Raw genomic sequence first — 22,678 nt, 5'->3', positions numbered from 1 at the left:
CCCCAAATCATACTTTGAAATACCTTTACCTGAAGACGTAATCGCATGAAAAAGCTTTTTATACTGTTTGCCTGCTGCCTGAGCATGTGTCTCGCCTATGGGCAGCAGCAGAAACCTTTAGCGCCCACGCCTCCCATGGGCTGGATGACGTGGAACTTCTTTGCCGATAACATCAACGAGAAGGACATCCGCGAGATGGCCGATGCCATGGTGGCCTCGGGCATGGTGGAGGCTGGTTACAACTACATCTTCATCGACGACGGCTGGCAGGGCGGCCGCGACAACCGCAACAACATCATCGCCGACCCAAAGAAATTCCCCTCCGGCATTAAGGCTCTGGCCGAGTACGTGCACAGCAAAGGCATCAAGCTGGGCATCTACTCTGATGCGGCACAACTGACCTGCGCAGGCTATACCGGCAGCCTGGGCTTTGAGGAGCAGGACGCCAAAACTTTCGCCTCCTGGGACATCGATTACCTGAAGTATGATTACTGCCACGCTCCGAAAGACTCGGCTACGGCCGTGGAGCGCTACACCAAAATGAGCCAGGCCCTGCGCAAGAGCGGCCGCGACATCGTGTTCGGTATTTGTGAGTGGGGGCAGCGCAAGCCCTGGCATTGGGCCGCCGAGGCCGGCGGCCAGCTGTGGCGCACTACCTACGACGTACGCGACAAGTGGAAGAACCTGAGCAGCGATGAGAACGCTGAAGGCATCATCGACATCCTCGACATCAACGCCGAGTTGCACGAGTATGCCGGCCCGGGCCGCTGGAACGACGCCGACATGCTGGTGGTGGGCTTATATGGTAAGCCAGGTCCTTCCGGCGACATGGGTGGCGTGGGCATGAACGACACCGAGTACCAGAGCCAGATGAGTTTGTGGAGCATTATGGCCTCGCCGCTGATTGCCACCAACGACATCCGCAACATGAACGAGGCCACCAAGCGCATCCTACTAAACAAGGAGGTAATTGCCGTAAACCAGGACGCGCTGGGCAAACAGGCAGAGCGCAAAGTGCATGACGGTACCTGGGATGTGCTGGTAAAGCCGCTGCAGAATGGCGAGGTGGCCGTGGCTATCCTCAACCGGGGCGACCAAACCAAGAACTATCGTGTAAACTGGGCAAAGCTGGGCCTGGAAGGAAAGTATGAGGTGCGCGACCTGTGGGAGCACAAGACCGTGGGCAAAGGCAAAGGCTGGAAAGGCCGCGTGCAGTCGCACGAAACGAAGCTTTTCCGTCTCAAAAAGATATAGTGCTCCGCACCGCATCTGGCTCTGCAGCAAAAATTTAACCCTTATACTTCTATTGAATTACTACCATAACCATGAATAAGCTTTTATTATTTACGTGCCTGTTGGCCCTGGGCTTTTTCCCGGCGCTTGCCCAGAAACCCTACCTCGACCCTGTCTACGAGAACCCTGCCATACAGGAAGAGAACCGCCTGCCGATGCGGGCTTCTTATTTTCCTTTTGAGGATGCGGCCAAAGCCGCTGCCGGCGACAAGGCCAAGTCTTCCCGCTTTATGTCGCTGAACGGCATGTGGAAGTTCCATTGGGTAGCCGATTACAAGCAGCTGCCGCAGGATTTCTATGCCACCAATTTTAGTGATAAGAGCTGGAAAGAGTTTCCGGTGCCTGCCAACTGGGAGTTTAACGGCTACGGCGTGCCGATCTATGTGAACCCGTTCTACGAGTTCAACATGACCAACCCGCAACCGCCGAACATTCCGGATAACATCGACCAGCCGGCCGGTGCCTACCGCCGGGTAGTTACCCTGCCGGCCAACTGGAAAGACCAGCGCGTGTTCATTCACCTGGGTGCCGTGAAATCGGCTTTTAAGCTCTATGTGAATGGCAAGTATGTAGGCTTGGGCAAAGACAGCAAGCTGGAGTCGGAGTTCGACATTACGCCTTACGTGCAGCCGGGCCAGAACCTGATTGCCCTGGAAGTGCGCCGCTGGAACGACGGCAGCTACCTGGAGGCGCAGGACATGTGGCGCGTGTCGGGCATCAGCCGCGACTGCTACCTCTATACCCGTCCAAACGTGCACCTCTACGACTATGTGACCAACGCCTCGCTGGCCAACAACTACCGTGATGGGGTGATGAACCTGCACGTAACGGCCTGGAACAACACCGACGAGAACCAGGAGAAGTATAAAGTAGGGGCAGCCCTGTATGATGCCGACGGCAAGAAAGTATGGAGTGCCCAACAGAACACCTGGGGCCTGAAAATGAAGCAGGGCAAAACCGAGCTTCGCTTTAATGCCAATGTTGCTAACGCCAAGGCATGGAGCGCTGAAACTCCGCACCTCTACCGCCTGGAAATCGCCCTCTACGATGGCGAAGGAAAGGTACAAGAGGTGATTAGCCGCAAAATGGGCTTCCGTATGGTAGAGATTAAGAACACGCAGATTCTGGTAAACGGTAAGCCTGTGATGTTTAAAGGCGTGAACCGCCACGAGACGCACCCGGAAACGGGGCAGGTAGTGAGCCGCGAGGCCATGCTGGAGGAAGTGAAGCTGATGAAGGAGCTGAACGTGAACGCCGTGCGCACCAGCCACTACCCGAACGATCCTTATTTCTATGAGCTTTGTGACGAGTATGGCCTGTACGTAATGGACGAGGCCAACGTGGAGTCGCATGGCATGCACTATGATTTGGGCCGCACCCTGGCCAACGCGCCGGAGTGGGAACTGGCGCACCTGACGCGCATAGGCCGTATGATCCGCCGCGACCGCAACCACCCGAGCATTTTCTCCTGGAGCCTGGGCAACGAGGCGGGCAACGGCTGGAACTTCTACCGTGGCTACGAGCTGGCCAAGAGCCTGGACCCGTCCCTGCCGGTGCACTACGAGCTGGCCTCCGGCGACTGGAACACCGACATCTACTCTAAAATGTACCGCACGCCGGACGAGGTGATCGCCTACGCTCAGAGCAACCCGACGCAACCCTACCTGCTCTGCGAGTACGCGCACGCCATGGGCAACAGCATCGGTAACTTTAAGGAGTATTGGGATATTTTTGAAACCTACCCGGTGCTGCAGGGCGGCTTTATCTGGGACTGGGTAGACCAGGGCGTGTACCGCATGAAAGACGGCAAGAAGATTCTGGGCTACGGTGGCGACTGGGGCGATAAAGATACGCCAAGCGACAATAACTTCCTGATTAATGGGGTAATTGGCGCAGACCGTACGTTCCATCCGCACTCTTACGAGGTACGCAAAGTATACCAGGAGATTGCTTTCACGCTGAACAAAAACCAGCTGGGCGTGCGCAGCAAGTACTTCTTCCGTACCCTGGATAACTTTAAACTGAACTGGACGCTGCTGCGCGACGGCAAAGAGGTGAAGTCTGGCACGATCAGCGAACTTACCGTGCAGCCGGGGCAATCCGTAAGATTGACCCTGCCGGATGAGGCGATAAAAGCCGATACGGCCAACGAATATTACCTGCAGGTAAAGGCCGTGCTTAAAAATGACGAGGGCGTGCTGAAGGCCGGTACTGAGCTGGCTTTTGAGGAGTTCGCCCTGAGCAAGCCTGTGCCGCCAGCCTATGCTGCAAGCAGCGACAAGATCAACGTTTCGGACGGAGCCTCTGCCATTGAGCTGGGTAACAAGAGCTTCAGCCTGACGGTGGATAAGAAAACCGGTAACATTACCTCTTACAAGGCCAATGGCAAAACGATATTGGAAAGTGGCCCGCGCATCAACTTCTGGCGCCCAGGCACTGACAACGATTTCGGGGCAAATCTTCCGAAAAGGCTGAGAGCGTTAAAGGACGCTAACGACAAGGCCGTGGTGAAGAAGGTGCAGGTAGAAACGCTGGCCGACGGACAGGTACAGGTAAGCATCGAAAAGGAGTTGCTGGACGGTGGCCTGAAGTATGAGCAGACCCTGATTGCTGACGGCAAAGGTGCTCTGACCGTGAAAAACAAGGTGCAGCCGCTGAAGGAGCTGAAAATGATGACCTTTAAGGTAGGCAACCACATGACGCTGCCAACAGACTTTAAGAACCTGGAATGGTATGGCCGCGGCCCGTGGGAAAGCTATTGGGACAGGAAAACGGCCGCGCTGGTGGGCCAGTACAAAGGCAGCATTACCGAGCAGTACCACCCGTACGTGCGTCCGCAGGAGAGCGGCAACAAGAGTGATGTGCGTTGGGCTAAGATCAGCCGCAAAGACGGTTCCGGCATCATCATCCAGCACATCGACACGTTGCTGAACGTGAGCGCCCTGCCCTACAGCCCGGACCAGTTGTTCCCTGGCTTCGACAAGCACCAAACACACTCAGGTTCGCTGGAGCCGGACAAAAACATCCACCTGCACGTGGACCTGCAGCAGCTTGGCGTAGGCGGCAACAACAGCTGGGGCCTACTTCCGCTCGACAAGTATAAGCTGTTCCTCAACAGGCCATACTATTACGAGTACCGCATCGTGCCGGTGAAAAAGTAAGATTGATTGATTTTTAGCGGAGCGGCACAAGGGGACACCCGTGGCCGCTCCGTTTGTGCTTAAGCACCTGTTATCAAAGTATAAAAAGTATAAGCCAGGACGTTTCGGCTGTGGGAGAAGATGTATACTTTTAGGAAGACACACTATGTTTAGAAAACTCATCCCTTGCCTTTTGCTTCTTGCGCTGCTTGCCTGCCGCAACCAGCCGAATAGCGCCGTAACCAGCCCGGCCCCTGCAGCAGGTAAAACAGAAGCGGTAGCAGAGCGTCCCAGAACGCCTATCATGGGTTGGTCGAGCTGGAATAACTTCCGCGCTATAATCAACGAGGACATCATCCGGGCGCAAGCCGATTTTATGGTGTCGACGGGGATGCAGGAGGCCGGTTATACTTACGTCAACATCGATGATGGCTTCTTTGGCGGTCGCGACGCAAAGGGAAGTATCGTGGCGCATCCGGAACGCTTCCCGAGCGGCATGCGGGCCCTGAGCGACTACATCCATTCCAAAGGGCTGAAGGCCGGGATTTACTCCGATGCCGGTATCAATACCTGCGCCTCGTACTGGGACAAAGACACGGTGGGCGTGGGCATGGGGCTTTACGGGCACGACGCGCAGGATCTGCAACTGATGCTGCAGGAGTGGAACTACGACTTTATTAAGGTAGACTGGTGCGGCGGCGATTGGCTGGGCCTCGACGAGCAAACCCGCTATACGCAAATTGGCAACCTGATTCGTCAGATTCGGCCAGACGTGGTGTACAACGTGTGCCGTTGGAAGTTTCCGGGCGAGTGGGTGGTGCCGCTGGCAGACTCCTGGCGCATCTCCGGCGACATCGACAACACTTTTGCCTCGGTGATGCACATCGTGGACCTGAACGCCGACCTCTGGAAGCATGCCTCGCCGGGCCACGTAAACGACATGGACATGCTGCAGGTAGGGCGGGGCATGAGCTACGAAGAAGACAAGACGCACTTTTCGATGTGGTGCATGATGAGCTCCCCGCTGCTGGCCAGTAACGACCTGCGCCAGATGAGCCCGGAGACGATCAGTATCCTGACCAACAAAGAACTGATTGCCATTAACCAAAACAAACTGGTGTACCAGGCCCGCCGCCTGGTGGACAAGGGCGACCTGGAAGTATGGGCCAAGCCGCTCCAATCTACCATGAGCGGGCAAGTGGCCGTGGCGCTGCTCAACAGGTCGGGAGGAACCGCTGCTATCACTTTCCAGCCGGATTCCGTGGGCCTGAATGCTGCCAAAGGCTATACCATGCGTGACCTATGGGCGCAAAAGGATTTTGCCGTTTCTACAGCGAAAGAAGTTAGTTTTGACGTTCCGGCGCATGGTGTGGTCGTGCTGAAGCTACAGGGTACGTCCCGGCCTTACAATGTATTTCAGTACAAGTAGGCGGGGGAAGAGCTGTAGAGAAGAATATTTTGGACAAAGGACTATGTGACCCTTTGACAAAGGAGTGGGAGGGAGCCTGCAGTGCCGGGTCTAACCACCCCTAACCCCTCCTTGTCTAAGGCGGGGAACCTGTTATTACTGGTGCTGAAGTATAAGTTTCATTATTAAAGTATAAACACTCCTATAGTCCCCTCAAGGGGACAGTAGTAACAGTCTTAGCTATTGAACTAATCCCAGCCTTTGGGTTGAGCGCCTTGTGAGATTCCGGTGCCCTGTAAGGGCATTGCGACCGAAGGGTAGCAAAGGAAGGGAACACAGCGCGATGCCCGAAGGCGAGGCCTCCCGGCCTGGGAGGGCAGAAAGTAGGAAATGAAACGAGCCGCTTGTGGGAACTAGAGGATCAGCGGAAGCTAGTAAGGATAGCTTGCTTCAAATGGAAGGAAGCGGTGGCTATGAAAAAATAAGCTGTAAGTATAACTCGGCAAGTATAAAAGAATGGCAAAAGTATAAAGTATGGCTTTTCAAGCCAGTCAAGCTACAAACTTGACCTCATTGAAGGACACAAGTCTGAAGACTTGCGCCAGGAAGAAAGTATAAATCAGCAAGTGTAATTAAGTAATAAAAGCACAGCAAAAGTATAAAGTATAGTTATGCATATATGCTAATCACCAACTTGAAAACCTTCGCCGGTGACATCGGCCAACACAAAAAAGCAAAGTATAAACACGCTAAATATGAAGTATAAATTTACCTCCCATGTATGGCGCTACACCCTGGCGGCCTTACTTTCCCTTATCACCCTCCAAACCCACGCCTCCGACACCCTAAACGTGGTCACGCACAACCGTTTGACGGTGGTGACTGACCCGAGCCAGGGCAACAATTACTACAAAGCATGGGGCGTATTCCCGTCCAAAGGCGAGGACATTAGAAGTATAAAACTGAAGTTGCGCCTGGGCTGCCCCGACAACATGCGCTGCGCCGATTGGGACTACAAAGACCATATTATTATCAGACGCACCGGTGGCAAAAAAGGCGAGTCGCAGGACATTGAGATCGGGCGCATGCTGACGCCCTATGGTGGGGCCTTCGGCAAGGAATGGACTTTTGACTGGGAAGTGGACATCACCGACTTTAGCCTGTTGCTGCGCGACAGCGTGGAGATAGAGTATAACCATACCGGCTGGGAACCCAACAACGATCGCGGCTGGACCCTGACGCTGGACTTTGAAGTTGTGAAAGGCAAACCGGCCTGGGAGCCTATCTCCATTCAGAAAATCTACGACGGCGCCTATCGCTACGGCGACCCGGCCAACCCGATTGAGAACGCGCTGAAGCCCACTACCTTCACAGCCGATAAAAACGCCGCCTTCGCCCGCCTGCGCGTGGTGCAGACCGGCCACGGCATGGACAAACCCGACAACTGCGCCGAGTTCTGCAGTAAGTTCCGGGAAGTATACTTCGACAGGAAGCTCATCGACAGGCGGGACATCTGGAAGAAGTGTGGCGAAAACCCGCTCTACCCGCAGGCCGGCACCTGGGTGTACGACCGCGCCGACTGGTGCCCCGGCGATCTGATGCAGCCCGACCTGTTCGACCTGCCCGTAAAGCCCGGCTCCCAGCACACCGTGGACATCAACATGGAAGAGTATGTTTCCTCCGAGCCAGGTGCCGATGCCTACATCACCGCCTACATCATACAGTATAAAAAGCCCGCCGCTAAAAACGATGTGGCTATCACGGATATCATCCGTCCGTCGCTGAAGGATGCGCACCGCCGCCAGAACCCGGCCAATGTGCAGCCACAGATCGTAGTGCGCAACATGGGTGCAGTGCCCCTCACCAGCCTGCAAATTAGCTACGGCACCAAGGGCTTAGGCAAAAAGAAGTATAACTGGACTGGTACCCTGCAGCCCGCAGGCTACACTGTTATTGCCCTGCCCAGCGAGATTGAGAGCAACCCAGGCCAGAACACCTTTGAGGTGGAGCTGCAGCGGCCAAACGGCAAAAAAGACAAGTATGCGACCGATAATAAAATGACCAGCGCCTTCGAGGCGGTACCACGACATGGTGGCACGGTGGTGGTATACCTGATGACGAACAACCAGCCGGATCAAAACAGCTACGTGCTCCAAGACAGTGAAGGCAAGGTTATTCAGGAAAGGGCCGCCGGAACCCTGAAGGCGAATACGCTTTACCGCGACACGGTGCAGCTGGCTAATGGCAACTATGAGTTTATACTTCAGGACTCTGCCGGCAACGGTCTGGAGTTTTGGGCCAACCCGCGCGGCGGCAGGGGCAAGGTGCGCCTGCTGAATAAGGACGGGGCCATGCTGCAGGATTTCGAGTCTGACTTTGGCTCCTCGGTGCGCTACGCTTTTGAGGTAGGCACGCCGGTAGCACCCATCACCGACCAGACCTCTTTTGGCCTGTACCCCACCCGCACCAACGACTCCACCACCTTCGACTATTATGCTAACCTGCCGCACGACGTGCTGGTGCAGATCGTAACCGACCCGGGCGATGAGGTGGTACTGGAGCAGAAGTATGAACAAATAAAAGAAGGCGTGTTTACCTACGACCTGAGCCAGCACCCGAAAGGCCGGTTTTACCTGAAGGTCTTTGTGGACGGGGAGGAGAAGTTTAAGAAGCGCATCCGTTTGAAAGAGTAAGTTCATACTTGCCTGATAAATAAGAGCTGCCTGCAGCCCCAGCATTGCAGGCAGCTCTTACTTATGACATACTATTTATCCAAGGCTGGTAATTGCTAACATAGGCTGCATCGTAATTTGATCTTGTTTTGAACCTTATCAATGCCTTTAAAAGGTTTCTGCGCTTTTCAGAGTACAATTAGCTCTCCTGGCGACATAGGTGATTAATTACTCATGTATCTACTTCTTTTTAAAATTTTTATTAAAGTTTTTTTTTATTTATCAAAGTTCGTCTACCTTAGTAATAATTCCGTAACATAGGCTTAGAAAGTTGATATTTTATATGTGATGCTTAATAAACAGGAAATATACAAGCGGAATGTAGTGAAGCATTTATACTTCACTGGTGAGCTGTCTTGCGCGGACCTCAGCACCCTTACCAACAAGAGTGTACCCCTTACTGCCCGTATACTTAACGAGCTGATCAGCGAGGGTACTGTGATTGAAAAGGGTTATGCAAACTCCACAGGAGGCAGGCGCCCGCAGATGTACTCGCTCAGGCCCGACCTGATGTATGTGGTATCTGTGGCGATGGACCAGCTGATTACCCGCATCACGCTGCTGGACATGCACAACAACTATATAGGGGAGACGAAGCGGGTGGAACTCCCGCTGGCAAACAACCCACACGCGCTACAGCAGTTGGCAAGCCACCTTTCCGATTTTATTAAGCAGACGGATGTGCCTGAAGACAGTGTAATCGGGGTTGGAATAGGCATGCCTGGCTTCGTAGATGTGGTGAAAGGGGTGAATCACTCCTTCCTCAGACTGGAGCAAGGCAGCATCGTCAGCTACCTTGAGTCTGTTATCAACCTTCCGGTGTTGATAGACAATGACTCCAGCCTGGTGGCTCTGGCAGAGCACAAGCTGGGTGCGGCCAAAGACAGGCAGAACGTCATGGTGCTAAGCATTGGCTGGGGGATTGGCCTGGGAATGGTGCTGAACGGAACACTGTTCCGGGGGCACAATGGCTTTGCAGGCGAGTTCAGCCACATCCCTATCTTCATGAACAACAAGATGTGCAGCTGCGGCAAGAGCGGCTGCCTCGAAACAGAGACTTCGCTGATCGTAGTGGTCGAAAGGGCGATACAGGGCCTCAAAGAGGGAAGGGTGTCGATGCTGAAGGATCTTAGCCTGGATGATATGGAGGCAACCTCCAACGCCATCATAGAGGCAGCTCTGAAAGGAGACCGCTTCGCGATAGAGCTCTTCTCCGACACCGCCTATAACATAGGCAGAGGGGTGGCAACCCTGATCCACCTGCTCAACCCAGAGCTGATCGTGCTGAGTGGCAGAGGGTCGCTTGCCGGTAAGCTTTGGATGACCCCCATTCAGCAGGCAATCAACGAGCACTGCATCCCGAAGATTGCCGAAGACACTGAAATCAAAATCTCCACCTTCGGATACCAGGCAGAGCTTATCGGTGCAGCTGCGCTGGTAATGGAGCATTACGACACCATGAATTTAGCTAAGAATAAAGTGGCTGACGACTCTCAGGTCGTTTAGCCTTGTCAGTGTCTATATATTTTTAATTATCTAACGGTTTCACAAATTTTCACAATCAAAGCTGTTTTCTATGAGAAAAGTGATTACTAAACAGTTCGTGCTCTGTTTGCTGCTGTGCCTGTTCACGGGGCTGGCATTTGCGCAGCAGAACCGAACTATCACCGGTACAGTAAAGGATGACAAAGGTACCCCCTTGCCTTTTGCGTCAGTACAAGTGAAGGGAACTACAACAGGGACCACAACTGGCGAGGATGGAACCTTCAGCCTTGCTGTTGCGGAAGGAGCCACACTGGTGGTGAATGCGCTTGGCTACGACTCGAAGGAAGTGAGCGTAGGTACAGGCAACACGCTCAACATTACGCTGGGAAGCAGCAGCAGCCAACTAAGTGAGGTGGTTGTAACGGCGCTTGGCATTGAGCGCGAGAAGAAATCACTGGGATACTCCGTGCAGGAAGTTGGCGGCGAGCGGCTGGTGGAGTCGCGGGAGGCTAACCTGGCAAACGCCCTGACGGGTAAAGTAGCCGGTCTGCAGATCAACCGCTCCAGCAACGGTCCGGGAGGTTCTTCCAAGATTATACTTCGCGGTAACAGCTCACTGGTAGGGGATAACCAGCCACTGATCGTGGTGGATGGTATTCCGATCGACAACTTTACCGGTAGAAGCAACAACGACTACTGGAACCCAGGTCTGGACATGGGTAATGGCCTTGCCGACATCAACGCCGAGGACATCGCAAGCATCTCCGTACTGAAGGGAGCTTCTGCGGCAGCGCTTTACGGCTCTAGAGCGGGTAACGGCGTTATCCTGATCACGACAAAGTCTGGCAAGCCACAGGACGGGCTGGGCATCACAATTTCCTCTACCACTGGCTACGACGAGATCTTTACCTATCCAGACCTGCAGAGCACGTTCGGTCAGGGTTCGGAAGGAAGCTACGACCCGTTGTCTGGCGCTAGCTGGGGCCCTAGAGCCGAAGGCCAGACCGTGGAGAACTGGAGAGGGGAGAACGTGCCGCTGCGTATTTACGACAACATCGACAACTTCTTTGGAAAAGGACTTTACTCCAGCCAGAACGTTTCGTTCCAGCAGCAGTACAACAACACCTCTGTTTACACGTCCTTCAACAAATTTGACAACGAAGGCGTTTCGCCGGGCGTGAAGCTAAGCAGAACCAGCCTGACAGCCAGAGCTGTCAGCCATTTCGGCAAGGCGGAGCGCTGGACCACGGACACAAAGGTGCAGTATACTAAGACTAACGCCGAGAACCGCCCTGTCGGGGGCAACAACCCTAACAACTCCTTCGGAACGCTGTTCGGCCTGCCTCGCTCCATCGACATCCGTGACTTTGAGCGGGCGGTTGATGAGAATGGCAACATGATCTGGTACGGCAGCAGCAGCCAGATGAACCCTTACTGGAACAGCAGGTATAACCTGAACCAGGACCTGAGAGACAGGTTCATCATGAACGGCTCCGTGAAGTATGAATTTACCGATTGGTTGAACGCTGAGATCAAAGGTGGTGCGGACATGCACTATACTACTGCCGAAAGCAAGCTTTACGGCGGCAGCCCGCAGACGCCATCCGGGCGATACAGCCTGGGCAAGCAGAACTTTATGGAGACCAACTACAGCACCCTCATCACGGCACAGCGCGACAACGTGATTGGCCGACTGGGCGGTATGGTGACGTTGGGTGGTAACCTGATGGCGCAGAAGTTCAGCTCTATCAGCGGCAATGCCGGCGAGCTGGAAGTGCCAAACCTGTTCTCCCTGAACAACGGCAGATCCAACCCTACGATAGGCCAGGACTACCGCGAGCAGAAAATCAACTCGGTTTATGGTATGGTGCAGTTTAACTGGGACGGTTACCTGTTCCTGGATGCAACCTTCCGCAACGACTGGGCTTCTACCCTGAGTGAAGACAACCGCTCGTTCTTCTACCCATCCGTGAGCGCCTCCTACGTATTCACTGATATGCTGGAGACTGCTGGAGCCACGCTTCCGTCCTGGTTAACTTATGGTAAACTGAGAGCCTCTTATGCAGAGGTAGGAAACGGGCTTAGACCTTACGAGCTTTACAACACCTACTGGATCGGAAAAGACCCGAATGGCAACCCAACGGCGGGCAGAAATCCCACCCTTTACAACTCAGATGTTAAAAACGAGTTGATTAAGTCGTCCGAAGCCGGTCTGGAGGCGCGTTTCTTTAACAGCCGTATCGGCCTGGACTTTACGATCTATAAATCGAACGCCACAAACCAGCTCATTACACTGCCAATGGACCCGCTTAGCGGCTACAGCGGAAGAATTATCAATGCCGGTGACATCCAAAACAAGGGTATAGAGTTAATGATAGATGCCGACATCATCAGAAACTCGACCGGCTTTAACTGGAACATCAGCGGTAACTTCTCCAGAAACCGCAACACGGTGGAGGAGCTGTATGAGGATATTGAGATTTATCAGCTGGGAGGCTTTGATGATGTGCGTGTAAATGCAGTAGTTGGCGGTGAGTATGGCGAGATCTACGGCAGCACCTTCAGCAGAGTGGATGACCCGGAAAGCCCATACTTTGGCCAGTTGCTGCTGAGCAGCGCAGGCTTGCCACTGGTAGGGGAGCAAGGTGTGAGACTGGGCAACCAGCAGGCGGACGCCCTGGTGGGTGTTACCAACACACTGCGTTACAAAGGCCTGGGCCTTTCCTTCCAGGTAGATGCCCGCATCGGAGGTGAGATTTTCGCTGGCACACTTGCCAGCATGCAGCGCAACGGTACATCTCTTGCCACGTTGCGTAACGGAGGCCGTGAAAGCTTTGTAGTGGAAGGTGTGATACAGGACCCTACTACAGGAGAATACCAAGTGAATACGACAGAAGTAACGCCACAGAACTACTGGAATGCGGTAGCTGGTGTGGGTAACCTGGGTATCACAGAGGCCAATGTTTACGATGCCACTAACGTGCGTCTGCGCAACGTGAACCTAAGCTACGCGCTGCCAGGTGGCCTGCTTTCTAAAACGCCGCTTCAGAGAGCCAGCGTTGGCATAACAGCCACAAACGTATGGCTCATCTCCAGCCACCTGGACGGACTTGACCCTGAATCGGTGTTTGCCACTGGCACCAACGCAACTGGTTTTGAGAACGGAAGCATGCCAACCACACGCTCTATCCTGTTCAACCTTACGCTGGGCTTCTAATCTTTTAACTGCATTAGTTTTATGAGAAATATACTGAAAAAATCGTGGGTGCTGATGGCAACGGGCCTGATGCTGACCTCATGCAACGACTTTGAAGAGATCAACGTGAACCCAGTGGCGGCGAGCGCGGATCAGGTGCAGGTGGAGTACTTTATCAACAACTCCATCATTAGCGCACAGATGAACCCGGACGTGGCCGAACGATCGTTCATACTTTACTGGAAAGTAGCCGCGCACTACCAGGAAGGCTCAACCCTTTCGGCTGGCGGCTACAACGACGGCTGGACTAGCGCTTACTACAACCAAGTGGCTGGCTGGCTGAATGCAGCAAACACGGCCATCGAGATTGCCAACGGACACATCAATTCAGGCAACACGCAGCCACACACGGAAAACCTGCTGCAGGTAGCCCGTATCTGGAGAGCGTACCTGATGAGCGAGATGTCTGACAACTTTGGCCCTATTCCGATTAATGCCTTCCAGGGTGAGAACCCGGAGTTCTCTGATGAAAAGGCTGTTTATTACTTTATTTTGGATGAGCTTAAGGATGCAAGCTCTAAGCTGGATGAGTCGGTGGCAAGGCCCGATAGGCTTAAGCAATTGGACCCTGCCTATGCCTATAGCTGGGCCAACTGGAGAAAGTATGCTAACTCGCTGCGCCTGCGCCTGGCCATGAGGCTTTCGGAGGTAGACCCAGCCAAGGCAAAGGCAGAATTTGAGGCCGCAGCTGCCACCAATGACCTGCTGCTGGAGATGGGCGAGACCTTTAAAGTGCAGGAGCGGCCAGGTTGGGACGCCCTTTCCGGTGTCATGAGCCGCGAGTGGAACATGCAGTACCTGTCTCAGACGCTGTTCAACACCTACTTTAACCTGGGTGGCATAGAGACCGAGGAGTTACTAAGCAAGCCTTTCCACGATGCTATAAAGCCAGCCAATTGGATGGGGCAGCGGTTCGAGAACCACTTCGCCACGATGACGAATAACCCATCGGCGGGGTACTGGTTCAATGGTTTGCCTTTTGCCGTGGATCCTCGTGCGTATGAGGCCTTTGCTATCCCTGGCGACTACACAAACCCTAACTACAGCAACTATCCATCCTGGACAACGGATGCCCGAAACCCGAAGCGCACGCTGTTGGATGATGCAGGCAACGTGATCAAGGAAATAGATGCCACTAACACCTGGAACTCGGCCGGTAACGGATCGTGGGGAGCCAAGGGCTCGAAAAACAGAGTGTATTCTTACCCTGGCACTATCCCGCGTATGTCGCAGGAGTTTAGAACTAGCCAGAGCCAGCGTGTTTTCTTCGGGCCTTGGGAAACCTACTTCCTGCTCGCCGAAGCCGCTGTTCGTGGCTGGAATACATCAATGTCGGCCGAAGAGGCTTATGAGGCAGGTATAAAGAGCAGCTTTGATTATTGGGGAGCGCCAATGCTCGACTACCTGAGCTCAGAGGATTACAACAGAAACGGTACCTCTGTGAACTGGAACCACACGGCTGAGCCACCTGCCACCTATACCATGCAGTATGAGAACGGGTATACCGGAGCGACTGCGGAGGCTACGATAAAGTATCCGGACAACCACCTGTACAAGAATGGAACAGTTAAGAATGATCATCTGACGAAGATCATCACGCAGAAGTACATTGCGCAGTTCCCATGGTTGCCACTGGAGGCTTGGAGCGACCACAGACGTTTGGGGCTGCCGTTCTTCGAGAACCCTGCCATAGAGAACCCGCTACCGAACCTGCCAGCGCTCACCTCGGCAAACTACATGGAGAGCAAGGTGGCGTTCTTCCCGCAGCGCCTGAAGTACCCGTCTACCCTTGAGAATACGAACCCTGCAGGTTACCAGCAGGCTGTAGGATTCCTGGAGGGCCCGGATGCAGTAAGCACACCGCTGTGGTGGGCGAAAAAGCAGTAAAGTAGAGTTCTTTCTATAATTTCCCGCATGCTTGTCTACTAGTTAATTGGTAGACGAGCATGCTTTTTAAGGCTTTTCTTCCGGAATATAAATTTCTGCGGAGGAAAAGCCTTTTTTATACGCTCTGCATATGTATGACATTATACTCGCTTAAGATTTTCCTTGATCTTTTCAAGGATAGTTATTGAGTTGATAGTAAAGCTTTAGTGGGTTTTAATTTGCTGTATTTTAATATTTGCCCCTCTCACGAAGCCTGCTAAACAAAAATGCGTTATCGAACACATTTTTTATGACTTGTCTGGTTTTTATAAGGTGAAGTTCATATGTTTATACTTCTGGTTTGCAGGATATGGTGAAATCATGATAGATACTATTCTGCTGAGACACATCTTAGGAAGCAAAAGAATCTGATGGGACCGCTCTACAATACCCACCAATAATGCCGTGCCGAGCTAATGGCAAAAGGTACGCCTTTTCTGATTCGAAGCAGAAAGAGCACTGGATCAGTTGAAGAGAATTTATATGTCATGGAGGGCTTTAAGGGAGCAAGCCAATGCAGGGGCTACGGAATAAGGAGTTAGATGAAGTGAATAGAATAGATTGAGTTGTAGTTTTTAGTTTAGGTGAAGGAAAAGGGACTGCCAGGCCATTGGCTTGCGCAGGCCCTTTTACCTTTTAACAAATTAACCATGAAACAGCTGTTCCTTTGGTGTTTGATCTTCTTGCTTGCCAGTTGCACCTCTCTTCCGAAAAAGACAAACACCGCTGAGTGGGTGTTGCTGTGGGAGGATGAGTTCACCACAGACGGAGCGCCGGATTCCACTAAATGGAGCTTCTCGGGCAGAAGGTCTCCTGACTGGGCCTGCTACTGCGCCGACAATGCGTCCACTACTTTTGTACAGGATGGCCAGTTACACTTGCGGGGCATTGTGAACGAAGACCCTGCCGATACAACCAAGTACCAGACGGCCTGTATCCAGACCAAAAACAAGTTTGCCTTTAAGTATGGCAAGGTAGAAGTCAGGGCCAAACTCTCGAAGGGCAAAGGCTCCTGGCCAGCCATCTGGCTTATGCCGCAGGAAAGTAAGTATGGTGGCTGGCCACATAGCGGGGAGATCGATATCATGGAGCACCTCAACTACGACTCTATCGTGTACCAGACCCTGCACAGCCACCACATCGATAACCTGAACCAGAAAACAAACCCCGTATATTTCGCCACCGCTCCATTTAAGGAAGGTGAGTTCAATACCTATGGCCTGGAGTGGTACCCCGACCGGCTCGACTTCTTCATCAACGGCCAGAAAACATTTACCTACCCTAAACTGGAAAACGCAGATCATGTGCAGTGGCCTTTTGATGAGGAGTTCTACATCATCCTGGACCAGGCGCTGGGCGGCAACTGGGTGGGAAGCATAAAAGACGAGGACCTGCCCGTGCAGATGGTGGTGGATTGGGTGCGGGTCTACCAGACAAGCAATCAACAACAGGCTAAGCTATAGTACATCATGCGTAAACAAAGTATACATGTGCTCTGTCTGTTGCTGGCTATACTTAGCCTGGCGCACTTTGCCTATGCGCAGCAGCAACCAAACGTTGTTCTGATTTATGTGGATGATCTGGGGTATGGTGACCTGAGCAGCTATGGAGCCACTAAGATAAACACCCCCAACCTGGATAAACTATCCGCACAAGGCCTGCGCTTTACCCGGGGCTATGCCACCTCCGCCACCTGCACCCCCTCGCGTTATGCCCTGATGACAGGCGAATACCCCTGGCGCAAACAGGGAACGGGCGTACTACCCGGCGATGCTGCCTTGGTTGTGCCCACCGATAAAACAACGCTGCCGGGCGTGTTCAAAAAAGCCGGCTATGCCACTGCCATTGTGGGCAAATGGCACCTGGGCCTGGGGGAGGCGGTAGAGAAAAACTGGAACGAGGACATCAAGCCCGGCCCCAATGAAGTAGGCTTCGACTATTCCTTTATATTCCCGGCTACCGCCGACCGCGTGCCGACTGTCTTTATGGAGAATGGTCGTGTTGTAGGGCTTGATCCAGCCGACCCGATACAGGTAAACTACCGGGAGAAAATTGGCCTGGAACCCACAGGCAGGGAAAACCCGGAACTGCTGAAGATGAAAGCTTCGCCCAACCACGGGCACGACAACACCATCATCAACGGCATTGGCCGCATTGGCTTTTTGAGCGGAGGCACCAAAGCCCGCTGGACGGATGAAGAGGTGCCGCTTACCTTCCTGCAGAAAGCCAAAGACTTTATCGGGCAAAACAAAAACCAGCCCTTCTTCCTGTTCTACTCCCTCACTGAACCACACGTGCCGCGCATGCCCTCTACCTACTTCAAAGGCAAGAGCGACTTGGGCTACCGGGGCGATGCGATCCTGCAAATGGACTGGGCCGTGGGGGAGATCCTAAAAGAACTGGAACTACAGGGCCTGACGAAAAATACACTGGTCATCTTTACCAGCGACAACGGGCCGGTGCTGGACGATGGCTACGAAGACGAGGCGGTGACAAAGCAAAACGGGCATCAACCGGCTGGCCCTTTGCGCGGCGGCAAGTACAGCGCTTTTGAGGCAGGCACCCGCGTGCCCTGGATTGTGCGCTGGCCAGGAAAGGTTAAGCCAGGAGTATCGGATGCTATGGTTTCGCAAGTCGATTTGCTAGCCTCTTTTGCCAGTCTGCTGCGCCAGCCCTTGGCCGCTGCCGACGCCCCCGATAGCCAGGACGTATTGAGAGCATTAACAGGAAAATCGGAGCAAGGCCGGGAGGTCTTGGTGCAGCACGCTGGCACGCTGGCTATTGTAAAAGGTAACTGGAAGTATATCGCACCGGCCAATGGTCCGGCTTATAACAACTTAACAGCTATAGAGCTGGGCAACTCACCGGAGCCGCAGCTCTATAACCTGAGCGAGGACATAGGCGAGCAGCGCAACCTGGCTGCACAGCATCCGGGGAAGGTGAAAGAACTGTCGCAGCTATTAAAGGAAATCAAACAAGCAGGAAAAAGCAGGTAACAAAGTATAATTTTCGTTTATGATGAAGCAAATACTCTTACTCATGGCGGCTGTCGTTTGGAGCTTTGCGGCTTCGGCGCAACAGCAGGATAAGAAGCCCAACATCGTCATCATCGTATCGGATGACCACGCGTTCCAGGCCATCAGCGCCTACGGTGGCAACCTGATGCAGACGCCCAACATCGACCGCATTGCCAAAGAAGGAGCCACCTTCAACAAGGCTTATGTCACCAATTCTATCTGCGGGCCGAGCCGAGCCGTTATACTTACGGGCAAGTATAGCCATAAGAACGGCTTTAAGGATAACGAGAACTCCCACTTCGACGGCAGCCAGAACACCTTCATCAAGGAGTTGGGCAAAGACGGCTACCAAACCGCCTGGGTAGGCAAGTGGCACCTGGAAAGCGACCCGCAGGGCTTCGATTTCTGGAAGATACTACCAGGCCAGGGGCACTACTTCAACCCCGACTTCATCAACATGGACGGCAGCCGCGAGCGAATCGAGGGCTATGTGTCCACCGTAACGGAGGACGTGGCCGAGGAGTGGCTCGACAGCCGCGACAAGAGCAAGCCTTTCGCCCTGGTGATCGGCCACAAAAACACGCACCGCACCTGGATGCCGGACCTGGAGGATATGGGCATGTTCGACGACAAAACCTTTCCGCTGCCGGCCACCTTCTACGACAACTACACTAACCGCAAGGCCGCCCAGGTACAGGACATGACCATTGACGAGACCATGATCATGGGCTATGACCTGAAGATGTTCCCGGACTATGACAACATCAAGGACGGCAACATTACCCGCATGAACGAGGCGCAAAAGGCAAAGTTTAAAGCTTATTACAAGCCGATCTATGATGACCTGATGGCCCGCGACCTGATAGGCAAAGAGCTGGTGGAGTGGAAGTACCAGCGCTACATGCGCGATTACCTGGCCACCGCCGCCTCTATGGACCGCAGCATCGGCCGCACCCTGGACTACCTGGACAAGAACGGCCTCGCCGACAACACGATCGTGATCTATGTGTCGGACCAGGGCTTTTACATGGGCGAGCACGGCTGGTTCGATAAGCGCTTCATGTATGAGGAGTCGTTCCGCACGCCCATGGTGATGCGCTGGCCGGGTGTGGTGAAACCGGGCACACAGTCGGGGCATTTCGTGATGAACCTGGATATCGCGCCGACCATGCTTGATGCCGCCGGCGTGGCCATTCCGAAGGACATGCAGGGGGAGTCGTTCCTGCCCCTTTTAACGGACAAAAAAGCGAAAGGCCGCGACGCGATGTACTACCACTACTATGAGAACGGCGAACATTCCGTGTCGCCGCACTTTGGCATCAAGACAGACCGCTACAAGCTGATTCGCTTTTACAAAAGGGTGGAGTCGTGGGAGCTGTACGACCTGCAGAAGGACCCGCAGGAGATGCACAACCTCTACGGCAAGAAAGGCTACGAGAAGATCACCGCCAAACTCAAAAAGCAGCTCAACGGCCTGCTCGACAAGTATGAGGATGACGGCGCCAAAGAACTGCTGGCTAAAGAGGGCGGTAATTTGTAAAGTATAATCTGCCCAATAAGTTACTGCTGCTGGCGCGAGTTTGCAACTCGTGCCTTATGTAGAGTCGGATTTGTAATCCGACTGGGCTGGAAGCCCAAGTTGTGGCAGGAAGAAAGACTTTGCGAACAGCAGGCGAGGCTTAATAAACAACATACTTGTGGCGCGAGTGTCTTCTTTCGTGACCTACTATTTTGGGCTCTGGCCCAGTCGAGTCGCAGACTCAACATTATAGATTGACACGGGAATTACTCCCGCGCCAGCTAAAGATAAAAGTATAACTCCTCCTGTCTTTTCTAAGTCAGGAGGAGACAAGAGTAACAAAGTAAATACATCATGCGCACCCTTATCCAACGCAGCTTCGCTGCCTTTCTTCTTCTGATTTCCTTTGCCGCAACAGCACAGCAGGTGGTGCCGCAGCCGCAGCAGGCAAACATAAGCCAGCAGCGCTTTACGCCGGCTCATGCCTACAAAGTAAGCGGACTTAGAAAAGATGCCGCAACCCTGGCCTTGCTGAAAGCAGTGGTGCCGGTGGCGGAGAAAGGAAAACGTTTGCCGCTAAAGGTAAAGAAACTCAGAAAGGCAGAACCCCAACTGCAGCGCTCCGGCGCCTATCAGCTGGAGGTATCGCCGGAGGGAATCCGCATCGAGGCCTTCGACGACCGCTCGGTATTCTACGCCGTGCAGACACTGTCGCAGTTGGTGCAGCAAGAGGCGAACGGGCGTATAACCTTGCCGACCGTGGCCATTACGGATTACCCGGATGTAGCGTACCGTGGCACGGTGGAAGGTTTTTACGGGGAGCCCTGGAGCCACCAGGACCGCCTGGAGCAGCTGCGCTTCTACGGAAAACTGAAACTGAATACGTACATCTACGGCCCCAAAGACGACCCCTACCATTCCTCCCCAAACTGGCGAAAGCCATACCCCGCGCAGGAGGAGGAGCAGCTAAAAGAGCTGGTGCAAGAGGCAAAGCGCAATAAGGTGGATTTTGTGTGGGCCATCCATCCGGGCAAGGACATCCAGTGGAACCAGGCCGACAGCAGCGCCATCATTGCCAAATTCAACATGATGTACGAACTGGGTGTACGTGCCTTCGCCGTTTTCTTCGACGATATTTCCGGGGCCGGAACCGACGCCAGGATGCAGGCCAACCTGCTCAACTTTATTCAGCGCCAGTTCATCAACAAGAAAAAAGGTGTGGCCCCGCTGATCATGTGCCCGACCGAATACAACAAAGGCTGGGCGAACAAAGAACCCGGCACCTACCTCGACATTCTGGGCGAGCAGCTCGATCCGGCTATCCACGTGATGTGGACGGGCAACACGGTGGTGCACGACATCACCAAAGAAGGCCTGGAATGGGTAAACAAGCGCATCCGGCGCCCGGCTTTTGTGTGGTGGAACTTTCCGGTGAGCGACTACGTGCGCAACCACCTGCTCATGGGCCCATCCTATGGCATCGACACCGAGGCAAAGTATGATATGTCGGGCTTTGTGTCGAACCCCATGGACAAGGCGGAAGCCTCGAAGGTGGCGATCTTTGGCGTGGCCCTGTATAGCTGGAACATGCAAACCTATGATCCGCAGCAGGCCTGGGAGGCGGCTAACAGGTATGTGATGCCGGAGGCACCGGAGGCCTTCCGCACCTTCAATGCCCACAACAGTGACCCCGGTCCGAACGGCCACCGCTACCGCCGCGACGAATCGGTAGAGATCAAGCCCTATATCGAAACGTTCCTCGAAACCTATCAAAACGGGCTGCACCCTTCAGCGGCGGAAGCTAAACGGATAAAGCAGGAGTTTGCAAGTATAGCCAAGGCCCCTGCCGAGATCCGGAGCAAAAGCCAGAACAAGCGCCTGGTGGAGCAACTGGAGCCGTGGCTGCTGCAGTTCGAGTTGCTGGGCAAGGCCGGTGCCCACGCGGTGGACATGGTGGATAACCGCATGAACCTGAACCCTGCCGCGGCCTGGGCCAATTACCTGCGTGTAGAGGCGCTGCTGGATAGCATGGCAACAGTGGACGCCACGCTCAACCAAAATCCTTACCAGCCGGGCGTGAAAACGGGCTCGCTGGTGCTAATGCCTTTTGTAGAAGAGGTGTACCGCCTAACCGGAAACCACTTAACTGGCGGAAGCCAAAGTATAGCCCGTATGAACACCGATGCCCTGGCAGCTTACAGCCAAGCGCAACGGCTGGCCAGCCAACCGCTGCGCTACAGTAACAAAGGGGTTGCTTACTCCCCAATGCTGGAAGTGGCCTACCTGGATAGTACCGAGTACATTGGTTTTAAACCTTCGGAGGCTTTGCAGGCGCAGGCTTTATACTTTAACCTAAGCCACAATAACCTGTTGGATTGGGGAGTTTTTGAGACCTCCAAAGACGGAAACGTATGGACGACAACCGAAGCAACCGCCGAGCGCGGCAAAGGAAGTATAGCCTTCGCTGACCCAGCAAGTGTGAAGTATGTGCGCTTCCGCAATGCATCCGGTAAGCGTCAGAACTTCTACCTGAAGGAGTTCCGCCTGGCGGTACAGCCAACAGCCGGAAAAAATCAATCTGTTTTTGCCCATGACGGAAGTATAAACACCTACCAGACACTGACCAGCCAGCAGCCGGTAACGGTGGCGTTGCCAAAGGAGCTGAAAGAGGCTGGCCTGGTTATCTTGCTGAAAAACGACGGTGCCCACTATACGATCACTGCACCCGGCAGAAACGGAAAGCAGCAAACCCTTTACAGCGGTAACGGCAGCTACATCCGGCTGCAGGGCAGTAAACTCAGGAACGTTTCGAAACTAACCTTCTCTACAGACAGCCAGCAGGAAGTACGGATTTATGAGCTGGTAAAAGAGCAGCCAGCCAGTAAAGGAGCGACCTGAAATT

General features: G+C 53.8%; 11 protein-coding genes. All 11 read left to right on the top strand.

What is annotated here, in order from left to right; translation table 11 throughout:
- The first annotated feature begins 45 nt into the window (after nt 1-45).
- The 11 genes from PXG97_RS05310 (at nt 46) to PXG97_RS05260 (ending at nt 22,674) form a co-directional block, all read left to right on the top strand.
- The gene (locus PXG97_RS05310; RefSeq protein ID WP_276496675.1) at nt 46-1,254 is read left to right on the top strand and encodes a glycoside hydrolase family 27 protein; all 1,209 of its coding nucleotides are present in this window, start codon (nt 46-48) and stop codon (nt 1,252-1,254) included.
- 71 nt (nt 1,255-1,325) lie between these two features.
- Nucleotides 1,326-4,454 (top strand): beta-galactosidase, LacZ type, encoded by a 3,129-nt coding sequence (gene lacZ, locus PXG97_RS05305; RefSeq protein ID WP_276496674.1) that lies wholly within the window; start codon nt 1,326-1,328, stop codon nt 4,452-4,454.
- Between the two features lie 145 nt (nt 4,455-4,599).
- Complete coding sequence (locus PXG97_RS05300) at nt 4,600-5,862, top strand: glycoside hydrolase family 27 protein (protein ID WP_276496673.1); 1,263 nt, start codon at nt 4,600-4,602, stop codon at nt 5,860-5,862.
- A 734-nt stretch (nt 5,863-6,596) separates the two neighbouring features.
- A complete protein-coding gene (locus PXG97_RS05295; RefSeq protein WP_276496672.1) occupies nt 6,597-8,534 on the top strand; it encodes a peptide-N-glycosidase F-related protein in 1,938 nt (645 codons plus the stop codon).
- A 327-nt stretch (nt 8,535-8,861) separates the two neighbouring features.
- Nucleotides 8,862-10,079, top strand: coding sequence for an ROK family protein (locus PXG97_RS05290; RefSeq protein WP_276496898.1), 1,218 nt, complete (start codon nt 8,862-8,864; stop codon nt 10,077-10,079).
- Nucleotides 10,080-10,149: 70 nt separating this feature from the next.
- Nucleotides 10,150-13,275, top strand: a complete 3,126-nt coding sequence (locus PXG97_RS05285; protein WP_276496671.1) for a SusC/RagA family TonB-linked outer membrane protein — start codon at nt 10,150-10,152, stop codon at nt 13,273-13,275.
- 21 nt (nt 13,276-13,296) lie between these two features.
- The gene (locus PXG97_RS05280) at nt 13,297-15,201 is read left to right on the top strand and encodes a SusD/RagB family nutrient-binding outer membrane lipoprotein (RefSeq protein ID WP_276496670.1); all 1,905 of its coding nucleotides are present in this window, start codon (nt 13,297-13,299) and stop codon (nt 15,199-15,201) included.
- 689 nt (nt 15,202-15,890) lie between these two features.
- The gene (locus PXG97_RS05275) at nt 15,891-16,703 is read left to right on the top strand and encodes a glycoside hydrolase family 16 protein (RefSeq protein ID WP_276496669.1); all 813 of its coding nucleotides are present in this window, start codon (nt 15,891-15,893) and stop codon (nt 16,701-16,703) included.
- Nucleotides 16,704-16,709: 6 nt separating this feature from the next.
- Complete coding sequence (locus PXG97_RS05270) at nt 16,710-18,236, top strand: sulfatase family protein (RefSeq protein ID WP_276496668.1); 1,527 nt, start codon at nt 16,710-16,712, stop codon at nt 18,234-18,236.
- 19 nt (nt 18,237-18,255) lie between these two features.
- Entirely contained in the window at nt 18,256-19,797 is a 1,542-nt protein-coding gene (locus PXG97_RS05265) for a sulfatase family protein (protein WP_338088596.1), read from the top strand.
- A 333-nt stretch (nt 19,798-20,130) separates the two neighbouring features.
- Nucleotides 20,131-22,674, top strand: a complete 2,544-nt coding sequence (locus PXG97_RS05260) for a glycoside hydrolase family 84 protein (protein WP_276496667.1) — start codon at nt 20,131-20,133, stop codon at nt 22,672-22,674.
- The last annotated feature ends 4 nt before the right edge of the window (nt 22,675-22,678 follow it).

Source organism: Pontibacter litorisediminis (assembly GCF_029360645.1).
Classification (GTDB): Bacteria; Bacteroidota; Bacteroidia; order Cytophagales; family Hymenobacteraceae; genus Pontibacter; species Pontibacter litorisediminis.
This window is presented reverse-complemented; position numbering and strand designations above follow the sequence as displayed.